This is a genomic window from Arenibacter nanhaiticus (assembly GCF_900141935.1).
Lineage (GTDB): Bacteria > Bacteroidota > Bacteroidia > Flavobacteriales > Flavobacteriaceae > Arenibacter > Arenibacter nanhaiticus.
Window position 1 is genome coordinate 94,109 of sequence record NZ_FQYX01000009.1, and the last position, 15,197, is coordinate 109,305.

The following is a 15,197-nucleotide window of genomic DNA, read 5'->3' on the forward strand; positions in this document are numbered from 1 at the left end:
AACTATGAGATAATATTCTTAGCTTCTATCCATTTGGACATGTATTTTGTACCCGCCATGGTGTGATGCATTAGCATTTCACCTATAAAATTTTTGGCCCTAAAGTCGGACAAACGATGCTGCACCTCCTCAATTCTAGAATAAAACCTATCCTCTAAAATATCGGTGTTATATAATTGATTCACTATTTCCACTCCATTTTTCCGAGCATTTTCCCAAATAGCCTTCTCCCTATACAGAGCAACTGCTGCATTCGCAAAACTCAGGGCATCATCGGCGATAAGGCCGTTCCAATCATAGCCCGGATGCATGCCTTCTGCTCCTATGGTGGTCGTGACGCTTGGGGTACCAAAACGCATCCCATCTATTAGCTTGCCTTTGATGCCAGCGCCAAAATTAAGAGGTGCCAAATTTACCCTAGCCCTACCAATGACCTCCTTGGCCTCTTTAGCATGCCCCAAAACACAAAAACCTTCCCTAGGCTTGTTCATCTGTAGAATATGCTCTGGTAAATAAGCCCCGTAGACCCTTAAATTCGCCTCGGGCAATTGCTGTCTTATCAGCGGCCATATATCTTTTTTTAAACGTACAACCGCGTCGATATTTGGAGCGTGTTTGCCGTTTCCTATACAAACAAAGTCTTGTTTTTCATGATACCCGAGCCATTCCTGCTGATCCTTAGCTGTAATCTCATGGACCATTATAGGTAAATGTAATATTAATTGATCGGGGATCTTTAAGACTTCTTTCAGCAGTTCTATTTCAAAGAAGGAAATAATCAGACTAAAATCGCATCGGTAAATACTGGCGATTTCTCTTTTGGCCAAATCTGTAGCCAACCATTGATCGGAAGAAAAGGGGGTGTGTTTTTTATATGCCCCATACCTTGCCATTCGCAGGGAATGCAAGTCTTCCGTATCTAAAATTCGTACTGCTTTGGGCGCATATTGAGCCACCCTCCATCCAAATTGCTCTTCGGTCATAAATCGATCAAAAAGGACAATGTCGGGGTCTAAATCCTGAAGCAGCTCGTCAAAACTAGAGTGGTTTAGCCTGATTGCCACCTTAGCAACTCCCAACACATCCAAATCAAAGGAGTAATCGCCCTCGGAGGCCGTACTGGCAAAGCTAATTTGATATTGGTGTTTTATAAAAAAATGCAACAACTGTAACATTCGGCCTCCCGCAGCTGTAGTATTCGGTTCTGGCCATACATAGCCTATAATCAATAGTTTCTTTTGCATTTTTTTGAGAACTTATTTCATTCGAGCCGCAAATTTCCCAGAAATACTAGAGCGTAATTTCCGTTCATAGTCTTCTTGCAGCCACTCCTTATAGTTTTTTGTATTGTTCATGATACAATAGGAATATTGACGTACCCTAAAGGCTATTTCTTCCTTTAATTTTTTGGCCAAAATCCGAGCATCAAAAACATCATCACTGTTCTCAACACATATCTGCGCATGTTGCTCTATACTGCGTTCTAGTACGGTTTTAGATTTTAGGCCCTGGGCAAACACCTTTTTATACTCGGCCTTTATATCAAATTCGATGTTCTCGGATTTAGCAAACAAGGCTTTTAAATCGGCAGGCATTTCATACACAAAATCTTTTTCTATTTCCTCGTCATTTTTTATGTTCTCCAAATAGAAATCAGGAAAATGAAAAATTTCTTGCCAATCTATGGGTGCGTGCCACATTCCAAATCTTGCGATATTATTCCCCAGGTCTACTACGGTAAACTCTTCCTTATCAGGCAAGATCCGAGACCCTCTTCCGATCATCTGAAAATATAAGGTCAAAGATCGTGTTGCCCTATTTAGCATAATCGTTTCTACCGTTGGCTCATCAAAACCGGTCGTTAGAATACTTACAGAGGTTAGGATAGCATCTGGTGTTTCTGAAAACCAATTTAAGATATCCCTCCGTTCAGAAGCACTGTTCTTATTGTCCAGGTGGCGTATATTATACCCAGCCTTTTTAAAAACATCCCTAACGTAAATAGAGGTACTAATACCATTGTTAAAAATCAGTGTCTTTTTCCCTTTCCCAATTTCCTCATAGGCGCTTAACAGTTTGGCCAACATGTTCTGATTCCCATAGAACTCATCGGAAGATTTTACCGTATAATCCCCATTAATTCCCAGTTTCAGACTTTTTAGGCTTACATCGTAACTATACATATTTGCCTTTGCCAAAAACTTTTTATCGATAAGAGAAGAAATAGACTCTCCTACAATAAGTTTTTGGTAATTATCTTTCATAGGGAGTTTTATGTTAGAACTTAATGGAGTCGCTGTAACACCCAATATGGTTGATTGTTGAAAATACTTAAAAAGCTTTCTGAACGAATTATAATGTGCTTCATCAATGATTACTAAGCCAATGTTGTGCAAAGTAAGCTTGTCATCTTGCAGCCTGTTTTTAAGGGTTTCTACCATGGCTACAAAACACATGTATTCGTCTTGATCGTTAAGCTCTTTTATGTCACTATTTATGATTTTATTCTTAACTCCAAATCCAGTTAACATCTGTGAGGTCTGACTGCTTAATTCTATCCTATGAGTAAGCACCACAACCTTTTTTTGTGTTTTTTGGATATATCTTTTTGCAATTTCAGAGAAAACCACCGTTTTTCCTCCTCCCGTAGGTAATTGATACAAGAGGTTTGCATCGGAGGAAGAGTCCTCTAAAAACTTAAAAATAGTTTTTAGATCCTTCTCCTGATAATCGTAAAGTTTTTTTTCTATGCGCTGTACAGGTAACTTCAAATTGGTGGGTAGTTTAAAAAAAATGCAACATTCAAACCTTACAAAATTAACAGTTTTTTGTGCTTGTTAAAAATTAATAGCGTAAAAACATGGAATTAATAGCCTTTTTTTGCGGATACGATGTTGTGTAAAAACGCTCCTTTTTGCAATCTATTGTAATTTTCTAGCAATTGCGGAACCACAGAGTCCATATCCGACACACTTGCCGTATGCGGGGTCACAAGTATTTTAGGGTGTCTCCAAAACGGGTGTTTCTTTGGCAAAGGCTCCTCGTGAAAAACATCTAAACTGGCCCCGGCCAAGTGATCATTGTCTAACATCTCGAGCAAATCTTCATCTATCAAATGACCTCCTCTAGCAACATTGATGACATAGGCTCCATGCGGCAAATTCCTGAACAATTCTTTATTGAGAATTCCGTTCGTTTCTTCTGTCAACGGAAGCAAACATACCAAGATGTCGGTAGCGGATAAAAACGATTGGAGTTCTGTTTGGCCTACATAAGTCCTTACCTCATGATTTGGTTTTGGAGAGTTAGCCCAACCATGCACTCTAAACCCATACTGCTTTAAGTTTTTAGCGGCCAGACTCCCTAATGCCCCCATCCCCATAATCCCCACGCTTACATCGGCAATTCTTTTATATGGTCTACGGTTCCAATATTCGCTTAGTTGATCAGATTTGTAATCGGTTAAGTTTTTTAAAAAATTAAAAATATTAGCGATAACAAATTCGGACATATCACTGGCTAGAACAGGGTCTACAACTCTAGTAACGGCTACGCCCCTAGGAAAACCCGGATCGTCAAAAATAAAATCTACTCCCGCTCCAAAAGAGGCAACACACTTTAAATTTGGATACTCCAACAAACTTCCGTTTGGGTGTTTCCAAACAATCGCCATGGTAATTTTGTCTTTAGGATGTGCTTCCAAATAACTATACACCTCTATATCCGAGTTGTTTTTCTTGAGGGAAGCTATCCATTCATTTATTTTTCCATCTTGTCTTATTATTACAATACTCATAACTAATCTATTATATCTAAAATTCGTGAAAAAGACTCTGCATTAGGCCATTTTTGTGCTTTAGTAAAAAAATAAACCTTCAAAACTCTATCCTTAAAATCTGGAAGCAACCCATTGACAGAAACATACTGAACCACCTCTTTATATGAATTCTCCAAACTCTTATAAAAAGCATCGGGCACATTCCTGTTCTCCGAATAAGATTGTGCAATCTCCAAATTATAAAGCATCACATCAACAATTAGATGGGGTGCTACCCCCAAGCTTATAAAATGTTTGATGAATTTTTGCGCCACAGATCTTCTGGCTTTTGGTCTTTTCCTCTTAAAAGGAAAATACTCATTGGAGATTTTTAATTTGGCTTCTTGTACCATTTTGTCTTCCTTAGGATTGAAGACAAAATCGTAGTATTCCTTTACCGCTGGAAATCTAACATACAAATCCAGGAGCTGGGTCTCTAGCTCCTTCTTTTTTAATTCTGCCAAGTATTTGGTCAATGCTCTTTTACTCATTCTATTAAGGTTCTACTACTCGGAATATTGAAATTCAATGTTAATTGAAAAATTGACGCAAAATCACAAAATAAGATATAAATTTTAAGAAGAAAGATGATTTATCTTAAAATTCTCACAAATTACATACTCCAAACCCTATTTCTTTGGAAAACCAATAAAAAAGACGTATTATGATAGATTATCAGTATTAATCCCAAAAACATTTATAAATGAGGCAATTAAAGATTATCAAGCAGGTTACCAATAGAGAGTCAAAGTCTTTGGATAAATACCTGCAAGATATCAGTAAAATTGATTTGATTACTGCGAACGAGGAGGTTGAATTGGCACAAAAAATTAGGGAAGGCGATCAGCAGGCTTTAAACAAATTAACCACTGCAAATTTAAGATTTGTGGTCTCTGTAGCCAAACAATATCAAAATCAAGGTTTAAAATTACCCGATTTAATCAATGAAGGTAATGTGGGATTAGTAAAAGCAGCAAAACGTTTTGATGAAACCCGAGGCTTTAAGTTTATTTCTTATGCCGTTTGGTGGATTCGACAAGCTATACTTCAGGCATTGGCCGAACAATCTAGAGTTGTACGCCTGCCTTTAAACAAAATTGGATCGATCAATAAGATCAATAAAGCATTTTCCTACCTGGAACAGTCCCATGAGCGACCACCTTCTCCCGAAGAAATAGCCAAGGAATTAGACATGAGTGTTTCAGAAGTAAAACAATCCATGAAAAATTCAGGAAGACATGTCTCTATGGATGCGCCCTTAACCGAAGGAGAAAACTCCAATCTATACGATGTTCTAAATTTTGAACAATCGCCAAGACCAGATAATTCCTTGATGCAACAATCCTTGAATACGGAAATAATCAGAGCCTTGGACACCCTTTCTCCACGAGAGGCAGATGTTGTAAAGCTGTATTACGGTATAGGAGACCATCAAGCGATGACATTGGCCGAGATTGGACAAACCTTCGACCTTACCCGAGAAAGAGTAAGACAGATCAGAGAAAAAGCTATTAGAAAGCTAAGACATCACTCAAGAAGTAAGCTGCTAAAAACATATTTAGGTTAATCATGAAAAAAGTCCCTTTAAGGGACTTTTTTCATGATTATAATTTTTAAAGATGACTGAGTTTTTTGATATTGAAGTTTGTTAAAATATCGTTTAAATCTTCCAGGAAATTTAAATACGCGAGGTTTTCTTGATTTTCTTTAGCCATAATAGTTTGGTTATTAAAGGTTCTTAAAACTATACCGTTTAGATATAGTCTATTTTTGACAACTCATTGAAAATTAGTATTTTATTTAAGTTTTGCAAAAACAATAAGTATTCTTCTCCGTAGGTTTCGTACAACATGATAAGATCTGGTTTTAGAATTACAGATTGGGCTCCGTAACTATATCATAAACATATCTATTCCTGCTAGGTAAAGCAACAATTTGTGGTGTCTATTACTTATTTTGTTGTGAAAACAAATAATTCAACAACTAACACACTATAAACACCTCCTTTTGTTCGTATAATTCATTGAGCAGTTTAGATATTTGAGGAGTTATTTAAATAACAGACTTCTTTGACCAACAGGTCCTCATCCGAATAAAATTTACTTATAATCTCCTTAATTAAGCAGCAAATAGATTCGTTTTTCTCTTCCTTAAGCCACCCTTCCAATTGCTTTAAAACTGCCACATTGCAAAATTCACCAGTCTCATAAATAGCATAGATAGATTTTACCCGGTCCTTATCCTTTGGACTATGCGCTATGACAGGGGGAATTGGCAAGCCTGTTAATGGAATGATATTACGGTCGGCCTTAAATTGTAGATCTGCTTTTTTTTCATTCTTATACCCCTCCAAAAGCGCTCTCATTTGTTCCTTGATGTTAGGGTCTAATTCTTGACTATATACAGAATCCGAAGATTGAGCAGGAACGTTTTTGGAGGAGGCTGATTTTTCTATTGGGATTACAGATTTCCCTTGAGCATATAGATTTTTAGCGTTTTCAAACTCCTCTTCCCAGTCGTTGTTCTTTTCATTTTTAATCATTACAAGTACCTTTTAAATAATCAGAAGCAGTGTTGTCATAAAAAAAACCGACCCCAGATTACTTTTTTCTTTAATACTATTTAACACCATAGCCCTTTGTTATTTCCCTCCAACCTCTTTAATATTAAAAACTTTACTTTCTATTTCAAGGCTTAATTGTAGGGTAATACTACTATTATAAATTTTAAAATCCAATAAAGAGAGTATTTTCTTTAATTTGATTAATTATATCACTAAGAATTTAGATTTCAACGACTTATTATTATGGGTTATCACCCATGATTTTAGCGCCAAACTATTCTTACACATTTTCATAAAATAATACCGTGTTTTATTCTGAACTATATTAAAAACAAAACGCCATTCTTTGCTTGTTTCGAGCAAGAATAAGTTTAATAACCTTCATTTTCTCTGGTTAATTGATTTTATTTGTAAGTCATAAAAAATTATACCATGAAACATTTAGTTGGACTATTATGCACGCTTACCTTTTTCTCGTGCAAGGAAAAAACAGAAAAAATCCCCGAATCGCTCGAGGATAAAGCTCTGAGAATTCACAACAGCGTTATCACCATTGACACACACGACGATTTTACCGTGGCTAATTTTACGGATAGTATTAACTACACTCAAAAATTGGACAATCAGTTAAATCTTCCTAAAATGGATATCGGCGGATTAGATGTTTCTTGGTTAATCGTTTATACAGGACAAGGAGAGCTAAACAAAGAGGGATACGCGAAAGCAAAGGAGAATGCTATGGCAAAATTTGACGCTATTCACAGGCTCTGTAAAGATTATGCTCCTGATCAGATTGAACTTGCCTTAACTTCTGAAGACGTACGGAGGATTACCAAAGCCGGAAAAAAAGTAGCCATGATAGGGGTAGAAAATGCCTACCCTATGGGGGAGGATTTATCGGAATTTGAAAATTACTATAATTTAGGTGCCAGATATATTTCTTTGTCCCATAACGGACATAGTCAGTTTTGCGATTCCAACACGGGAGAGGAAGACGGAAAATGGCTCCATAACGGCTTAAGTGAATTGGGAAAGAAAGCCGTTGCTGAAATGAATAGGCTTGGTATTATGATCGATGTATCGCATCCATCAAAAGAATCCATGAAACAAATGATAGCCCTGTCCAAGGCTCCAATAATCGCTTCGCACAGTTCGGCCCGCGCTTTGTGCAACCACAGCCGAAATTTGGATGACGAACAATTGCTATTGATGAAGGAAAACGGCGGCGTGGTTCAAACCGTGGCCTTTGCCTCTTACCTGAACACCGAAAAAAGCGAGGCAAGAACTGCTTATATGCGAAAACTCTATGATGAAGTAGCAGACTCCTTAGGATTGGAAAACCACAAGGAGATAAAGAAAATCGCCGATGAGCTCGCTGCGAAAAGGAAAGATGCCGTACTAGGAGTGGCGGTTTCGGATTTCGTTGATCATATTGATTATATGGTCAATTTAATCGGAGTAGACCACGTAGGGATCAGCTCCGATTTCGATGGCGGCGGTGGTATTGAAGGATGGCAAGATGCCTCCGAAACCTTTAATGTTACCCTAGAGCTAGTGAAAAGGGACTACTCCGAAGAAGACATAGAAAAGCTATGGGGAGGCAACCTTTTGCGCGTTCTTGACAAGGTACAAGAAGTAGCGACTACCCTTCAATAAAGTTTAGGATTTATTGGCCAATCGATCTTTGACAAATTCTACTTTAGTTTTGTTGTGAGGGAGCGGTTGGCCATCCTTTCCTAAGTTTACCATTACAATTTGATCTACGGTAACAATAGTTTCGCGAGTCATCTTATTGCGCACTTCACAACTTAAGACAAGAGATGAAGCTCCAAATTTTAACGCCTCTATCCCTATTTCTACTATATCGCCCTCTACAGCGCTACTCATAAAGTTTATCTCAGACATATACTTGGTAACCACCTTCTTGTTTTCCAATTGAATTATACTGTACAGTGCAGCCTCCTCATCTATCCATGCTAACAGTCGGCCTCCAAACAAGGTGCCATTGGCATTTAAATCTTCTGGTTTAACCCATTTTCTGGTGTGAAATCTCATAACAAATACTTTTAATTATTAAAGTTAGAAAAGTTTGTATCGTAAAAACTATTAATCGATCCTAATTTAATTGGTTTTCTCATTTTGAAAAATAACCCCTTCCCATATCTTTAATTCCCCAAATAGAACCTTTAAAATATTTCATATTGACAATGTACCTTCCTCCTAAAGAATATGGGCCTTCAAGCCGTAAGGATTAATAAGTCAATCGCATAAATTGCGTAAAAACTGTCCATTATTATTTTATTTAAGAGCCCCTAATTTATATCTTTATAAAAACCCCTTAAAAATGAGCGACAGATCCCTTCGTATTCTAGAAATACGACCGCTAATTCCTTCTGCCAAAGTTTCCGAAAACATGAGCACTGAAGAACAGTTTCAGAACAAAACTTTACGTCCGGTCATTAAAATGCAAAACTCCTTGCTGCTAGTGGTTTTTCAGAATTATTTTGAACAACACAAGAACCGTTTCTACGAACTTAGCCTTAGCAATCGTATGTTATATATTGAAAATGCCATACAGAAGGATATAAAGTTCAGAAACTCTCTAACAGGAATCATCATCGGTCAGTTTACAACTGAAGAATACACCCTGTATATAAAAAGTTCTTCGGCCTTAAATAAACGAATGATGCAAATGGTTACAGAGCGTATTAAAGACCAACTACAGTATTTTGAAACGTCGGTTTTACTCTAGCAGGGAGGCACCATTTAGATCTGTAGTTAATATATCGCTCATAAGGTCAAAATATGGGCGTAAGGCACAGAAAGAATCGTTTACCATAGTTATAAATTCTGGGGACAACACTTGCTCGTCGCTAAACTCTTTTACAAAAACAAATTGCTTCTGCCGGATCAGGTCAATATCCGGATGTTCTCTATTGAATCCGGAGGGAGCGGTCTTAAGAGCCTCTCCTTTTAATTCTCCCCATATTTTACGAAAGGAAGGGGTGTTGATAATGCTTCTTATTTCAGAGGCATCCATTTCAAATTCCTTTCTGATCCTTAACAAATCTTCTTTGGTGGGCCCCCAAAATCCGGCCGCAATAAAAGACCCTTTTGGTTTTATTTGTATATAATACCCACCTCTTAGCTGTGCTCCGGCGCGGGAAAACGACCCGGCGAAATGGGTTTTATAGGGTGTTTTGTTTTTCGAAAATCGCACATCCCTATAAATCCTGAACATTTTTTGTTGCTCTATCTCATCGTGTTCTTGAAGCCGCTCCTTTAAAGCCGTAAAATAATCCTTCACCTCGGTTTCAATACTTTTAAATTCCATTTTATGATCTGTAAACCATTCTCTATTATTGTTTTTATCCAATTTTTGCAGAAAAAGGAAAACTTCTTTCGTAATTACTCGCTGTGCCATACGACTCATTTGATTGTAACTTTGTATCAAAGTTAACCAAATAAGATTGAGGTGATTTTGAATTAATGGTTAATTTTGACTGATAAGGAATAGAATTCATGGATAAATCAGAAATAATAAAAAACATAAAGGCGCATAAAAAACAGCCTAACTTAAGATTTGAACTTAAAGAGAAGACAGAACTATTTATAGACCGCTTGTTCTATACGCTTTTTGATATTGACACTCCAGTTGCCGAAAATTTGGATTTATTGGAGAAAGAATTTCAGCACTTGGTTGATTTAGCTTGCTGGAAGGTAGATAAACCTTGTAAAAAAGTTTGGGACAACTATGTTGTTAGATTACCTGAAATACTAGAAAAATTAAACAAGGATGCCGAGGCTATCGTAGACTGTGACCCGGCTTCTCTGTCCATCGAAGAAGTGTATTTAGCCTATCCGGGATTTTATGCCATTGCTATTTATAGGCTAGCCCATGAATTATGCAAGGACGGATTTCCTTTAGTTCCTCGTTTAATGACAGAATACGCCCATAGCAAAACCGGGGTAGATATAAACCCTGGAGCACAAATAGGGGAATCTTTTTTTATCGATCATGCTACCGGTGTTGTTATTGGGGAGACGGCCATCATTAAGGATAATGTAAAAATATATCAAGGAGTAACCCTTGGGGCCTTATACGTTGCCAAAAACCTACAAAAGACAAAACGGCACCCTACCATTGAGGACAATGTTACCATTTACGCCAATGCCACTATTTTAGGGGGAGAAACCGTTATTGGAAAAAATTCCGTTATTGGTGGAAACGCCTGGATAACAGCCTCCGTACCTGCTAACTCAACCGTTTTTCATTCCCCAGAAATTAAAATAAAACCCATTTCACATGCCTTATAGTATTTTAGATATTATTGGAAATACACCTTTAGTATTGTCCACTACCCTAAATTCCAACCCGAATGTTCAACTTTTTTTTAAACTCGAAGGCCATAACCCAGGAGGAAGCGTTAAAGACCGCGCAGCTCTAAACATGATCAAAGGCGGATTAGAGCGTGGCGATTATTCGAGGGACTCTAAATTAATAGAAGCTACTAGCGGCAATACGGGAATAGCCTTAGCGATGATTGCCGGTATCTACGGATTAAACATAGAACTGGTCATGCCCGAGAACTCTACCAAAGAAAGAGTACAGACCATGCGTGCCTACGGGGCAAAGGTTACCCTAACGCCAGCAGATGTAGGTATTGAAGGCGCTAGGGATTACGCCGAATCAAAAGTCAAAAAAGAAGGCTTTGTCATGATCAACCAATTTTCTAACGACGACAATTGGAAAGCACACTACAAAACCACTGGACCAGAAATCTGGAAGGATACCGCTGAAAAAATAACACATTTTGTGTCATCCATGGGTACAACAGGTACCATTATGGGCACCTCAGCCTTTTTAAAAGAGCAAAATCCCAAGATACAGATTGTAGGTGTACAGCCTACCGATGAATCTAAAATTCCAGGAATACGAAAATGGCCAAAAGAATACCTCCCCAAGATATTTGACCCTAAAAAGGTAGATTCGGTCATGGAAGTCAGCGAAAAGGAGGCTAGCGAAATGGCTAGGCGACTTGCAAAAGAAGAAGGGATTTTTGCAGGAATGAGCAGTGGCGGTGCCGTGGCAGCAGCTGTGAAACTAGCTCAAAGTATAGACAAAGGCGTTATCGTTACTATAATTTGTGATCGGGGCGATCGCTATCTGTCCTCTGATTTATTCGATTAATATGCTAGGGCCAATAAAGTTTTCACTTCTATAGAAGTGAAAACAAATCATTATATATAATAAAAAGAGCACCTGAGGTGCTCTTTTTGCTGTAAATTCCCTGTCTTTTTTATTGGGAATCATCGGTGGCATCATCAATCTCATCCTCAATTTCCTCTACACCTTCTTCGAGATCATCGCCTACTTTTTCAATTCCGTCTTCGATTTTTTCTTCTGTTGATTTTGTTTCCCTGCAACCAATAGTTATGGATGAAAAGGCAAACAACATAATCATACTCAAAATTACTTTTTTCATTTTTTGAATTTTAAAAGTTTATATTTATATGATATCTAACAATTTACATAACAAGATAATACAATTTTTAATTAAACTAATACATTCTTAGCCCTTAAAATTTAAAATTGACTTTATTTCGTTCTAAAAAGGACTTTATGAGCCCTGTGCAACGCTTTTTAAATGATCGGAAGAGTCTTTTAGCCAGGCATCCAACATCCAGCTCGTTTTCTCTAGATCGCGGATATATGCGCCTATTAGATCTACCGTCCCCTCATCTTCGATCGTATTGGCTGCCTGTATAACCTTGCTCATTTGGCTCAATAGAATTTTATGAGATCCTAAAATCTCGGAAACCATTTCTCGATCGTTTAAAAAACTTTCACTTTCTTCTATAGCCGAAGTTTTGAGGTAATCGCTATAATTACTCAATGGATGATATCTCAAAGTCAGTACCCGTTCGGCAATCTCATCGATTTTTATTCTGGCATCTCCGTAAAGTTCTTCAAACTTCTGATGCAATTCGAAAAAGTTTTTCCCAAGAATATTCCAATGAAAATTCCTTAACTTTTGATAATACATGTGGTAATCTGCCAAAAGTGTATTTAATTCTACGACTACAGGTAACAATTTTTCTTCTTTAATATTTAGATAGGCCATAAATATGAAATAAATTTTAGTGATTGAACAATATGTTTTAATTTGGGAAGAATATTGACAAGAAAGGCTATTCTAGAGAATAGCAGGTGGAATACAACCATTTGGATAGGCATCGGCCTTGTCTCCCAACGCCCTTAAGATAACAACCTTAAGGGTGTTTCTCACATTTTTAACGTCCTTTAACGAATATTAAGTGGAATTAACTTAACAAAAGTTAAAGCCACCTCTTTTTTTTGAAGTATATTAACAAGCCTATAAAGATTATTAACATGAGTCCCCAAACATAAAAATAACCATTCGGCATTTTTAACTCAGGCATATTATCAAAGTTCATCCCATAAACCCCTACAATAAAAGTCAATGGAATAAAAATTGAAGCCATAATGGTCAGCACTTTCATCACCTCGTTCATTTTATTGCTGATATTGCTCATGTACATCTCCATTAAACTCATAGACATCTCCCTATATATCTGCAGGCTTTCATTTATCTCTGTACTGTGATCCATAGCATCTCTCAAGAAAAGCTTGGTATCCTTAGAAATGAGCTCATGTTCAGAATCTATTAATTTATTTACAAGTTCCTTTACAGGATATACATATCTTCTGATTCTAAGAACCTCTTTCTTTAATTCCTGGATTTTATGTGCGGTTCGTGATTTAGGATTTTCGTATACTTCCTCCTCTAAAAGTTCAATTTTCAGGTTTACGTTTTCGAGAACTACGTAATAATGATCTATAATAGCATCTAAAAGGGCAAAGAACAAATAATCTGCCGATCTGGACCTAATACGCCCTGTCTTGTTTGTAATACGATCCCTTAAGCCATTAAATACATCGTCTTTGAGCTCTTGAAAAACCACAACGGTATTCTTGGACAAGACCAATGCAACATGCTCGGCCACCAATTCATTTTCGGCGTCTAAATAAAGCATTTTAAAAACCCCAAAAATATAATTATCGTATTCATCTATTTTTGCTCGCTGATTGGTGTTTACGGCATCTTCAATGGATAATGGATTTAATCCAAGTGTTTTACCTAGTTTTTCTACAAAAGACTCGTCGCTTAGCCCAATTACATCTATCCAAGTGGTTGTAGGTGAAGCCGTCAACTCTTCAATAAATGTAAGCCCATCAGGGGTATCTGGGTCAATCGTCCGCTCAAGGATAGAGTTTTCATCATATTCCAATACGTTGACCGAAGTACTCCCCCCATCCCTATACCCCATGTAAATAACAGTTCCTGGGGCTTTCCCCATTTTCTGATGTCTTTTGGAGTGTTTTTTTGGAGGTGTATTTTTGTTGGGTTTCTTTTTGGCCATGGGATGTATTATTGAGGTTTTTAAAATCTCGTCGCGAACAGTTGTCCACTAATTTAGTATTTATTGACTTCCTAGATAAATTTTATTCCGGCAATCAAAAAAACTTTAAAAACGATCTTGTAAATAAAAACTTTTAATAATTGGAAATCGTATTAATTAAACTCTAGGTTATTCAGCAATAATCCAGAGCCAGGCGCTACAAAAGTTAAGGTAGGTGAATCTACTTCTTCCAAGGAAGTCTTTATGTCCTCGAGGCTTAGTATTCCTTTTCCAAGTTGAATTAGTGCTCCCATAATCATTCTTATTTGATACCGCATAAAACCAGCTCCTTTTATATGCAAGGCATAGCTGTATTCGGGAAAAAAATTAGCCTGTATTATTTCATTTCGCTTTATTTCACAAGAATCAATCGTGCGGTTCACTTTAGTATTAGGCTGCAACCTGGCTGTATAGGAAGAAAAATTATGCGTTCCCACAAACAAGGATGCCCCTTTTTTCATTAAATCCAAATCTAAATCGTCGATAATATTGGCTAAAAAAGGAGCTGCGAAGGGGTGGTTCTTTTGCCCAAAAGAAAAGAGGTACACATATTCCTTGCATTTACTTTCTTTGATAATATTAAAATTTTCATCGACCGTATTAATGCTGGTTACACGGATATCTGGAGGAAGATTGGTATTGAATTCTTCTAAAAAATCAGTAGGGCTCCTTATAGGTTCGTCATCTAAAAACAATTCAAAGGCAGTATTTAGCGCAGACACTTTGGCGTCGGTTCGTCCGGCTCCTAATATTTTAAATTTCCTCTCTGGCAATATGTACTTTAAGGTTTTAACCAACATGCCTTCTATTGTTTTGTGTTGTGGTTGTTTTTGCCAACCACTATACCGAAATCCTAAAAATTGGACATGAATTACGTAATAAAACCGTTGTGTTTGCATGCTTTTGTTAATTGTAATGTTTTGTTGTTTTATGTTAAAATCGGTTATCCGGACAAAAAGACTATATAGTTTATTAAGTTTTAATTTATCGGCAACAATAATACTCTAAACCCATCAATTATACTCCAAAAACATCGGATAAAACCATTTTACCTCCTACAATACAGGTGATGGTTAACTTTTTAACCTACCCTATGAGCTGTGTTTCAATTTCGATTTTTTTTAGGAGTTCGAAAATTACGTAAAGAAAAGACTCCTTTAACAAATAGGACCACTAAAAACAACCGATACAACAGGATATACTGGAGTTTAAAGCATCAAAACCAATATCAAATAACAGTTGTTTTGGCACCATACGTTTATTTTAAAAAGCCATTTTTAACCCCTTCTTTTTTCTAAAACATTATGTGCAATTCTTACTTTTTAAATTTAA

16 protein-coding genes are annotated in these 15,197 nt (G+C 37.0%); 5 read left to right on the forward strand and 11 right to left on the reverse strand.

Annotated features, from left to right (window positions below):
- Positions 1-2 precede the first annotated feature (2 nt).
- The 4 genes from BUA16_RS07645 to BUA16_RS07660 all read right to left on the reverse strand — a co-directional run bounded on the left by BUA16_RS07645 (position 3) and on the right by BUA16_RS07660 (position 4,308).
- A complete protein-coding gene (locus tag BUA16_RS07645) occupies positions 3-1,244 on the reverse strand; it encodes a glycosyltransferase (protein WP_072764153.1) in 1,242 nt (413 codons plus the stop codon).
- A gap of 12 nt (positions 1,245-1,256) precedes the next feature.
- Positions 1,257-2,771 (reverse strand): DEAD/DEAH box helicase, encoded by a 1,515-nt coding sequence (locus BUA16_RS07650; protein ID WP_072764154.1) that lies wholly within the window; start codon positions 2,769-2,771, stop codon positions 1,257-1,259.
- Between the two features lie 95 nt (positions 2,772-2,866).
- Complete coding sequence (locus BUA16_RS07655; RefSeq protein ID WP_072764155.1) at positions 2,867-3,796, reverse strand: 2-hydroxyacid dehydrogenase; 930 nt, start codon at positions 3,794-3,796, stop codon at positions 2,867-2,869.
- A 2-nt stretch (positions 3,797-3,798) separates the two neighbouring features.
- The gene (locus BUA16_RS07660; protein ID WP_072764156.1) at positions 3,799-4,308 is read right to left on the reverse strand and encodes a DUF6155 family protein; all 510 of its coding nucleotides are present in this window, start codon (positions 4,306-4,308) and stop codon (positions 3,799-3,801) included.
- Between the two features lie 212 nt (positions 4,309-4,520).
- Between BUA16_RS07660 and BUA16_RS07665 the strand changes: the two genes are divergently transcribed.
- Positions 4,521-5,384, forward strand: a complete 864-nt coding sequence (locus BUA16_RS07665; RefSeq protein WP_072764157.1) for a sigma-70 family RNA polymerase sigma factor — start codon at positions 4,521-4,523, stop codon at positions 5,382-5,384.
- A gap of 465 nt (positions 5,385-5,849) precedes the next feature.
- On the opposite strand, the gene BUA16_RS07670 is transcribed toward BUA16_RS07665, so the two are convergent.
- The gene (locus BUA16_RS07670) at positions 5,850-6,359 is read right to left on the reverse strand and encodes a hypothetical protein (protein WP_072764158.1); all 510 of its coding nucleotides are present in this window, start codon (positions 6,357-6,359) and stop codon (positions 5,850-5,852) included.
- A 453-nt stretch (positions 6,360-6,812) separates the two neighbouring features.
- Here BUA16_RS07670 and BUA16_RS07675 point away from each other — a divergent pair, with 453 nt between their 5' ends.
- Positions 6,813-8,036: a dipeptidase gene (locus BUA16_RS07675; protein WP_072764159.1), complete on the forward strand. Its 1,224-nt coding sequence runs from the start codon at positions 6,813-6,815 to the stop codon at positions 8,034-8,036.
- A 3-nt stretch (positions 8,037-8,039) separates the two neighbouring features.
- Here BUA16_RS07675 and BUA16_RS07680 read toward each other — a convergent pair whose 3' ends face one another.
- Positions 8,040-8,435 carry an acyl-CoA thioesterase gene (locus BUA16_RS07680; RefSeq protein ID WP_072764160.1) on the reverse strand — a complete coding sequence of 132 codons (396 nt, stop codon included), beginning with the start codon at positions 8,433-8,435 and terminating at the stop codon, positions 8,040-8,042.
- A 289-nt stretch (positions 8,436-8,724) separates the two neighbouring features.
- Between BUA16_RS07680 and BUA16_RS07685 the strand changes: the two genes are divergently transcribed.
- Positions 8,725-9,132, forward strand: a complete 408-nt coding sequence (locus BUA16_RS07685; protein ID WP_072764161.1) for a glyoxalase — start codon at positions 8,725-8,727, stop codon at positions 9,130-9,132.
- On the opposite strand, the gene BUA16_RS07690 is transcribed toward BUA16_RS07685, so the two are convergent.
- Entirely contained in the window at positions 9,124-9,804 is a 681-nt protein-coding gene (locus BUA16_RS07690) for a DUF2461 domain-containing protein (RefSeq protein ID WP_072764162.1), read from the reverse strand. The two genes, BUA16_RS07685 and BUA16_RS07690, sit on opposite strands and share 9 nt — an antisense overlap.
- A 98-nt stretch (positions 9,805-9,902) precedes the next feature.
- Here BUA16_RS07690 and epsC point away from each other — a divergent pair, with 98 nt between their 5' ends.
- Positions 9,903-10,697: a serine O-acetyltransferase EpsC gene (epsC, locus tag BUA16_RS07695; protein WP_072764163.1), complete on the forward strand. Its 795-nt coding sequence runs from the start codon at positions 9,903-9,905 to the stop codon at positions 10,695-10,697.
- Complete coding sequence (cysM, locus tag BUA16_RS07700; RefSeq protein ID WP_072764164.1) at positions 10,687-11,571, forward strand: cysteine synthase CysM; 885 nt, start codon at positions 10,687-10,689, stop codon at positions 11,569-11,571. The genes epsC and cysM overlap by 11 nt, the downstream gene beginning before the upstream one ends.
- Positions 11,572-11,680: 109 nt before the next feature.
- Here the strand turns inward: cysM and BUA16_RS07705 are convergent, their stop codons facing one another.
- The 4 genes from BUA16_RS07705 to truA form a co-directional block, all read right to left on the reverse strand.
- Complete coding sequence (locus tag BUA16_RS07705; protein ID WP_072764165.1) at positions 11,681-11,866, reverse strand: hypothetical protein; 186 nt, start codon at positions 11,864-11,866, stop codon at positions 11,681-11,683.
- Between the two features lie 135 nt (positions 11,867-12,001).
- Positions 12,002-12,505, reverse strand: a complete 504-nt coding sequence (locus tag BUA16_RS07710) for a Dps family protein (RefSeq protein ID WP_072764166.1) — start codon at positions 12,503-12,505, stop codon at positions 12,002-12,004.
- Positions 12,506-12,719: 214 nt separating this feature from the next.
- Complete coding sequence (gene corA / locus BUA16_RS07715; RefSeq protein WP_072764167.1) at positions 12,720-13,826, reverse strand: magnesium/cobalt transporter CorA; 1,107 nt, start codon at positions 13,824-13,826, stop codon at positions 12,720-12,722.
- 152 nt (positions 13,827-13,978) lie between these two features.
- Positions 13,979-14,764 carry a tRNA pseudouridine(38-40) synthase TruA gene (gene truA / locus BUA16_RS07720; RefSeq protein WP_072764168.1) on the reverse strand — a complete coding sequence of 262 codons (786 nt, stop codon included), beginning with the start codon at positions 14,762-14,764 and terminating at the stop codon, positions 13,979-13,981.
- Positions 14,765-15,197 lie beyond the last annotated feature (433 nt).

What these genes read in the sequence shown, in the direction of transcription:
- BUA16_RS07710 (WP_072764166.1), bottom strand. Translation starts at nt 12,505, where the DNA reads ATGGCCTATCTAAATATTAAAGAAGAAAAATTGTTACCTGTAGTCGTA.
- BUA16_RS07685 (WP_072764161.1), top strand. Translation starts at nt 8,725, where the DNA reads ATGAGCGACAGATCCCTTCGTATTCTAGAAATACGACCGCTAATTCCT.
- BUA16_RS07655 (WP_072764155.1), bottom strand. Translation starts at nt 3,796, where the DNA reads ATGAGTATTGTAATAATAAGACAAGATGGAAAAATAAATGAATGGATA.
- BUA16_RS07670 (WP_072764158.1), bottom strand. Translation starts at nt 6,359, where the DNA reads ATGATTAAAAATGAAAAGAACAACGACTGGGAAGAGGAGTTTGAAAAC.
- BUA16_RS07660 (WP_072764156.1), bottom strand. Translation starts at nt 4,308, where the DNA reads ATGAGTAAAAGAGCATTGACCAAATACTTGGCAGAATTAAAAAAGAAG.
- BUA16_RS07665 (WP_072764157.1), top strand. Translation starts at nt 4,521, where the DNA reads ATGAGGCAATTAAAGATTATCAAGCAGGTTACCAATAGAGAGTCAAAG.
- cysM (WP_072764164.1), top strand. Translation starts at nt 10,687, where the DNA reads ATGCCTTATAGTATTTTAGATATTATTGGAAATACACCTTTAGTATTG.
- BUA16_RS07690 (WP_072764162.1), bottom strand. Translation starts at nt 9,804, where the DNA reads ATGGCACAGCGAGTAATTACGAAAGAAGTTTTCCTTTTTCTGCAAAAA.
- corA (WP_072764167.1), bottom strand. Translation starts at nt 13,826, where the DNA reads ATGGCCAAAAAGAAACCCAACAAAAATACACCTCCAAAAAAACACTCC.
- BUA16_RS07705 (WP_072764165.1), bottom strand. Translation starts at nt 11,866, where the DNA reads ATGAAAAAAGTAATTTTGAGTATGATTATGTTGTTTGCCTTTTCATCC.
- truA (WP_072764168.1), bottom strand. Translation starts at nt 14,764, where the DNA reads ATGCAAACACAACGGTTTTATTACGTAATTCATGTCCAATTTTTAGGA.
- epsC (WP_072764163.1), top strand. Translation starts at nt 9,903, where the DNA reads ATGGATAAATCAGAAATAATAAAAAACATAAAGGCGCATAAAAAACAG.
- BUA16_RS07675 (WP_072764159.1), top strand. Translation starts at nt 6,813, where the DNA reads ATGAAACATTTAGTTGGACTATTATGCACGCTTACCTTTTTCTCGTGC.
- BUA16_RS07645 (WP_072764153.1), bottom strand. Translation starts at nt 1,244, where the DNA reads ATGCAAAAGAAACTATTGATTATAGGCTATGTATGGCCAGAACCGAAT.
- BUA16_RS07680 (WP_072764160.1), bottom strand. Translation starts at nt 8,435, where the DNA reads ATGAGATTTCACACCAGAAAATGGGTTAAACCAGAAGATTTAAATGCC.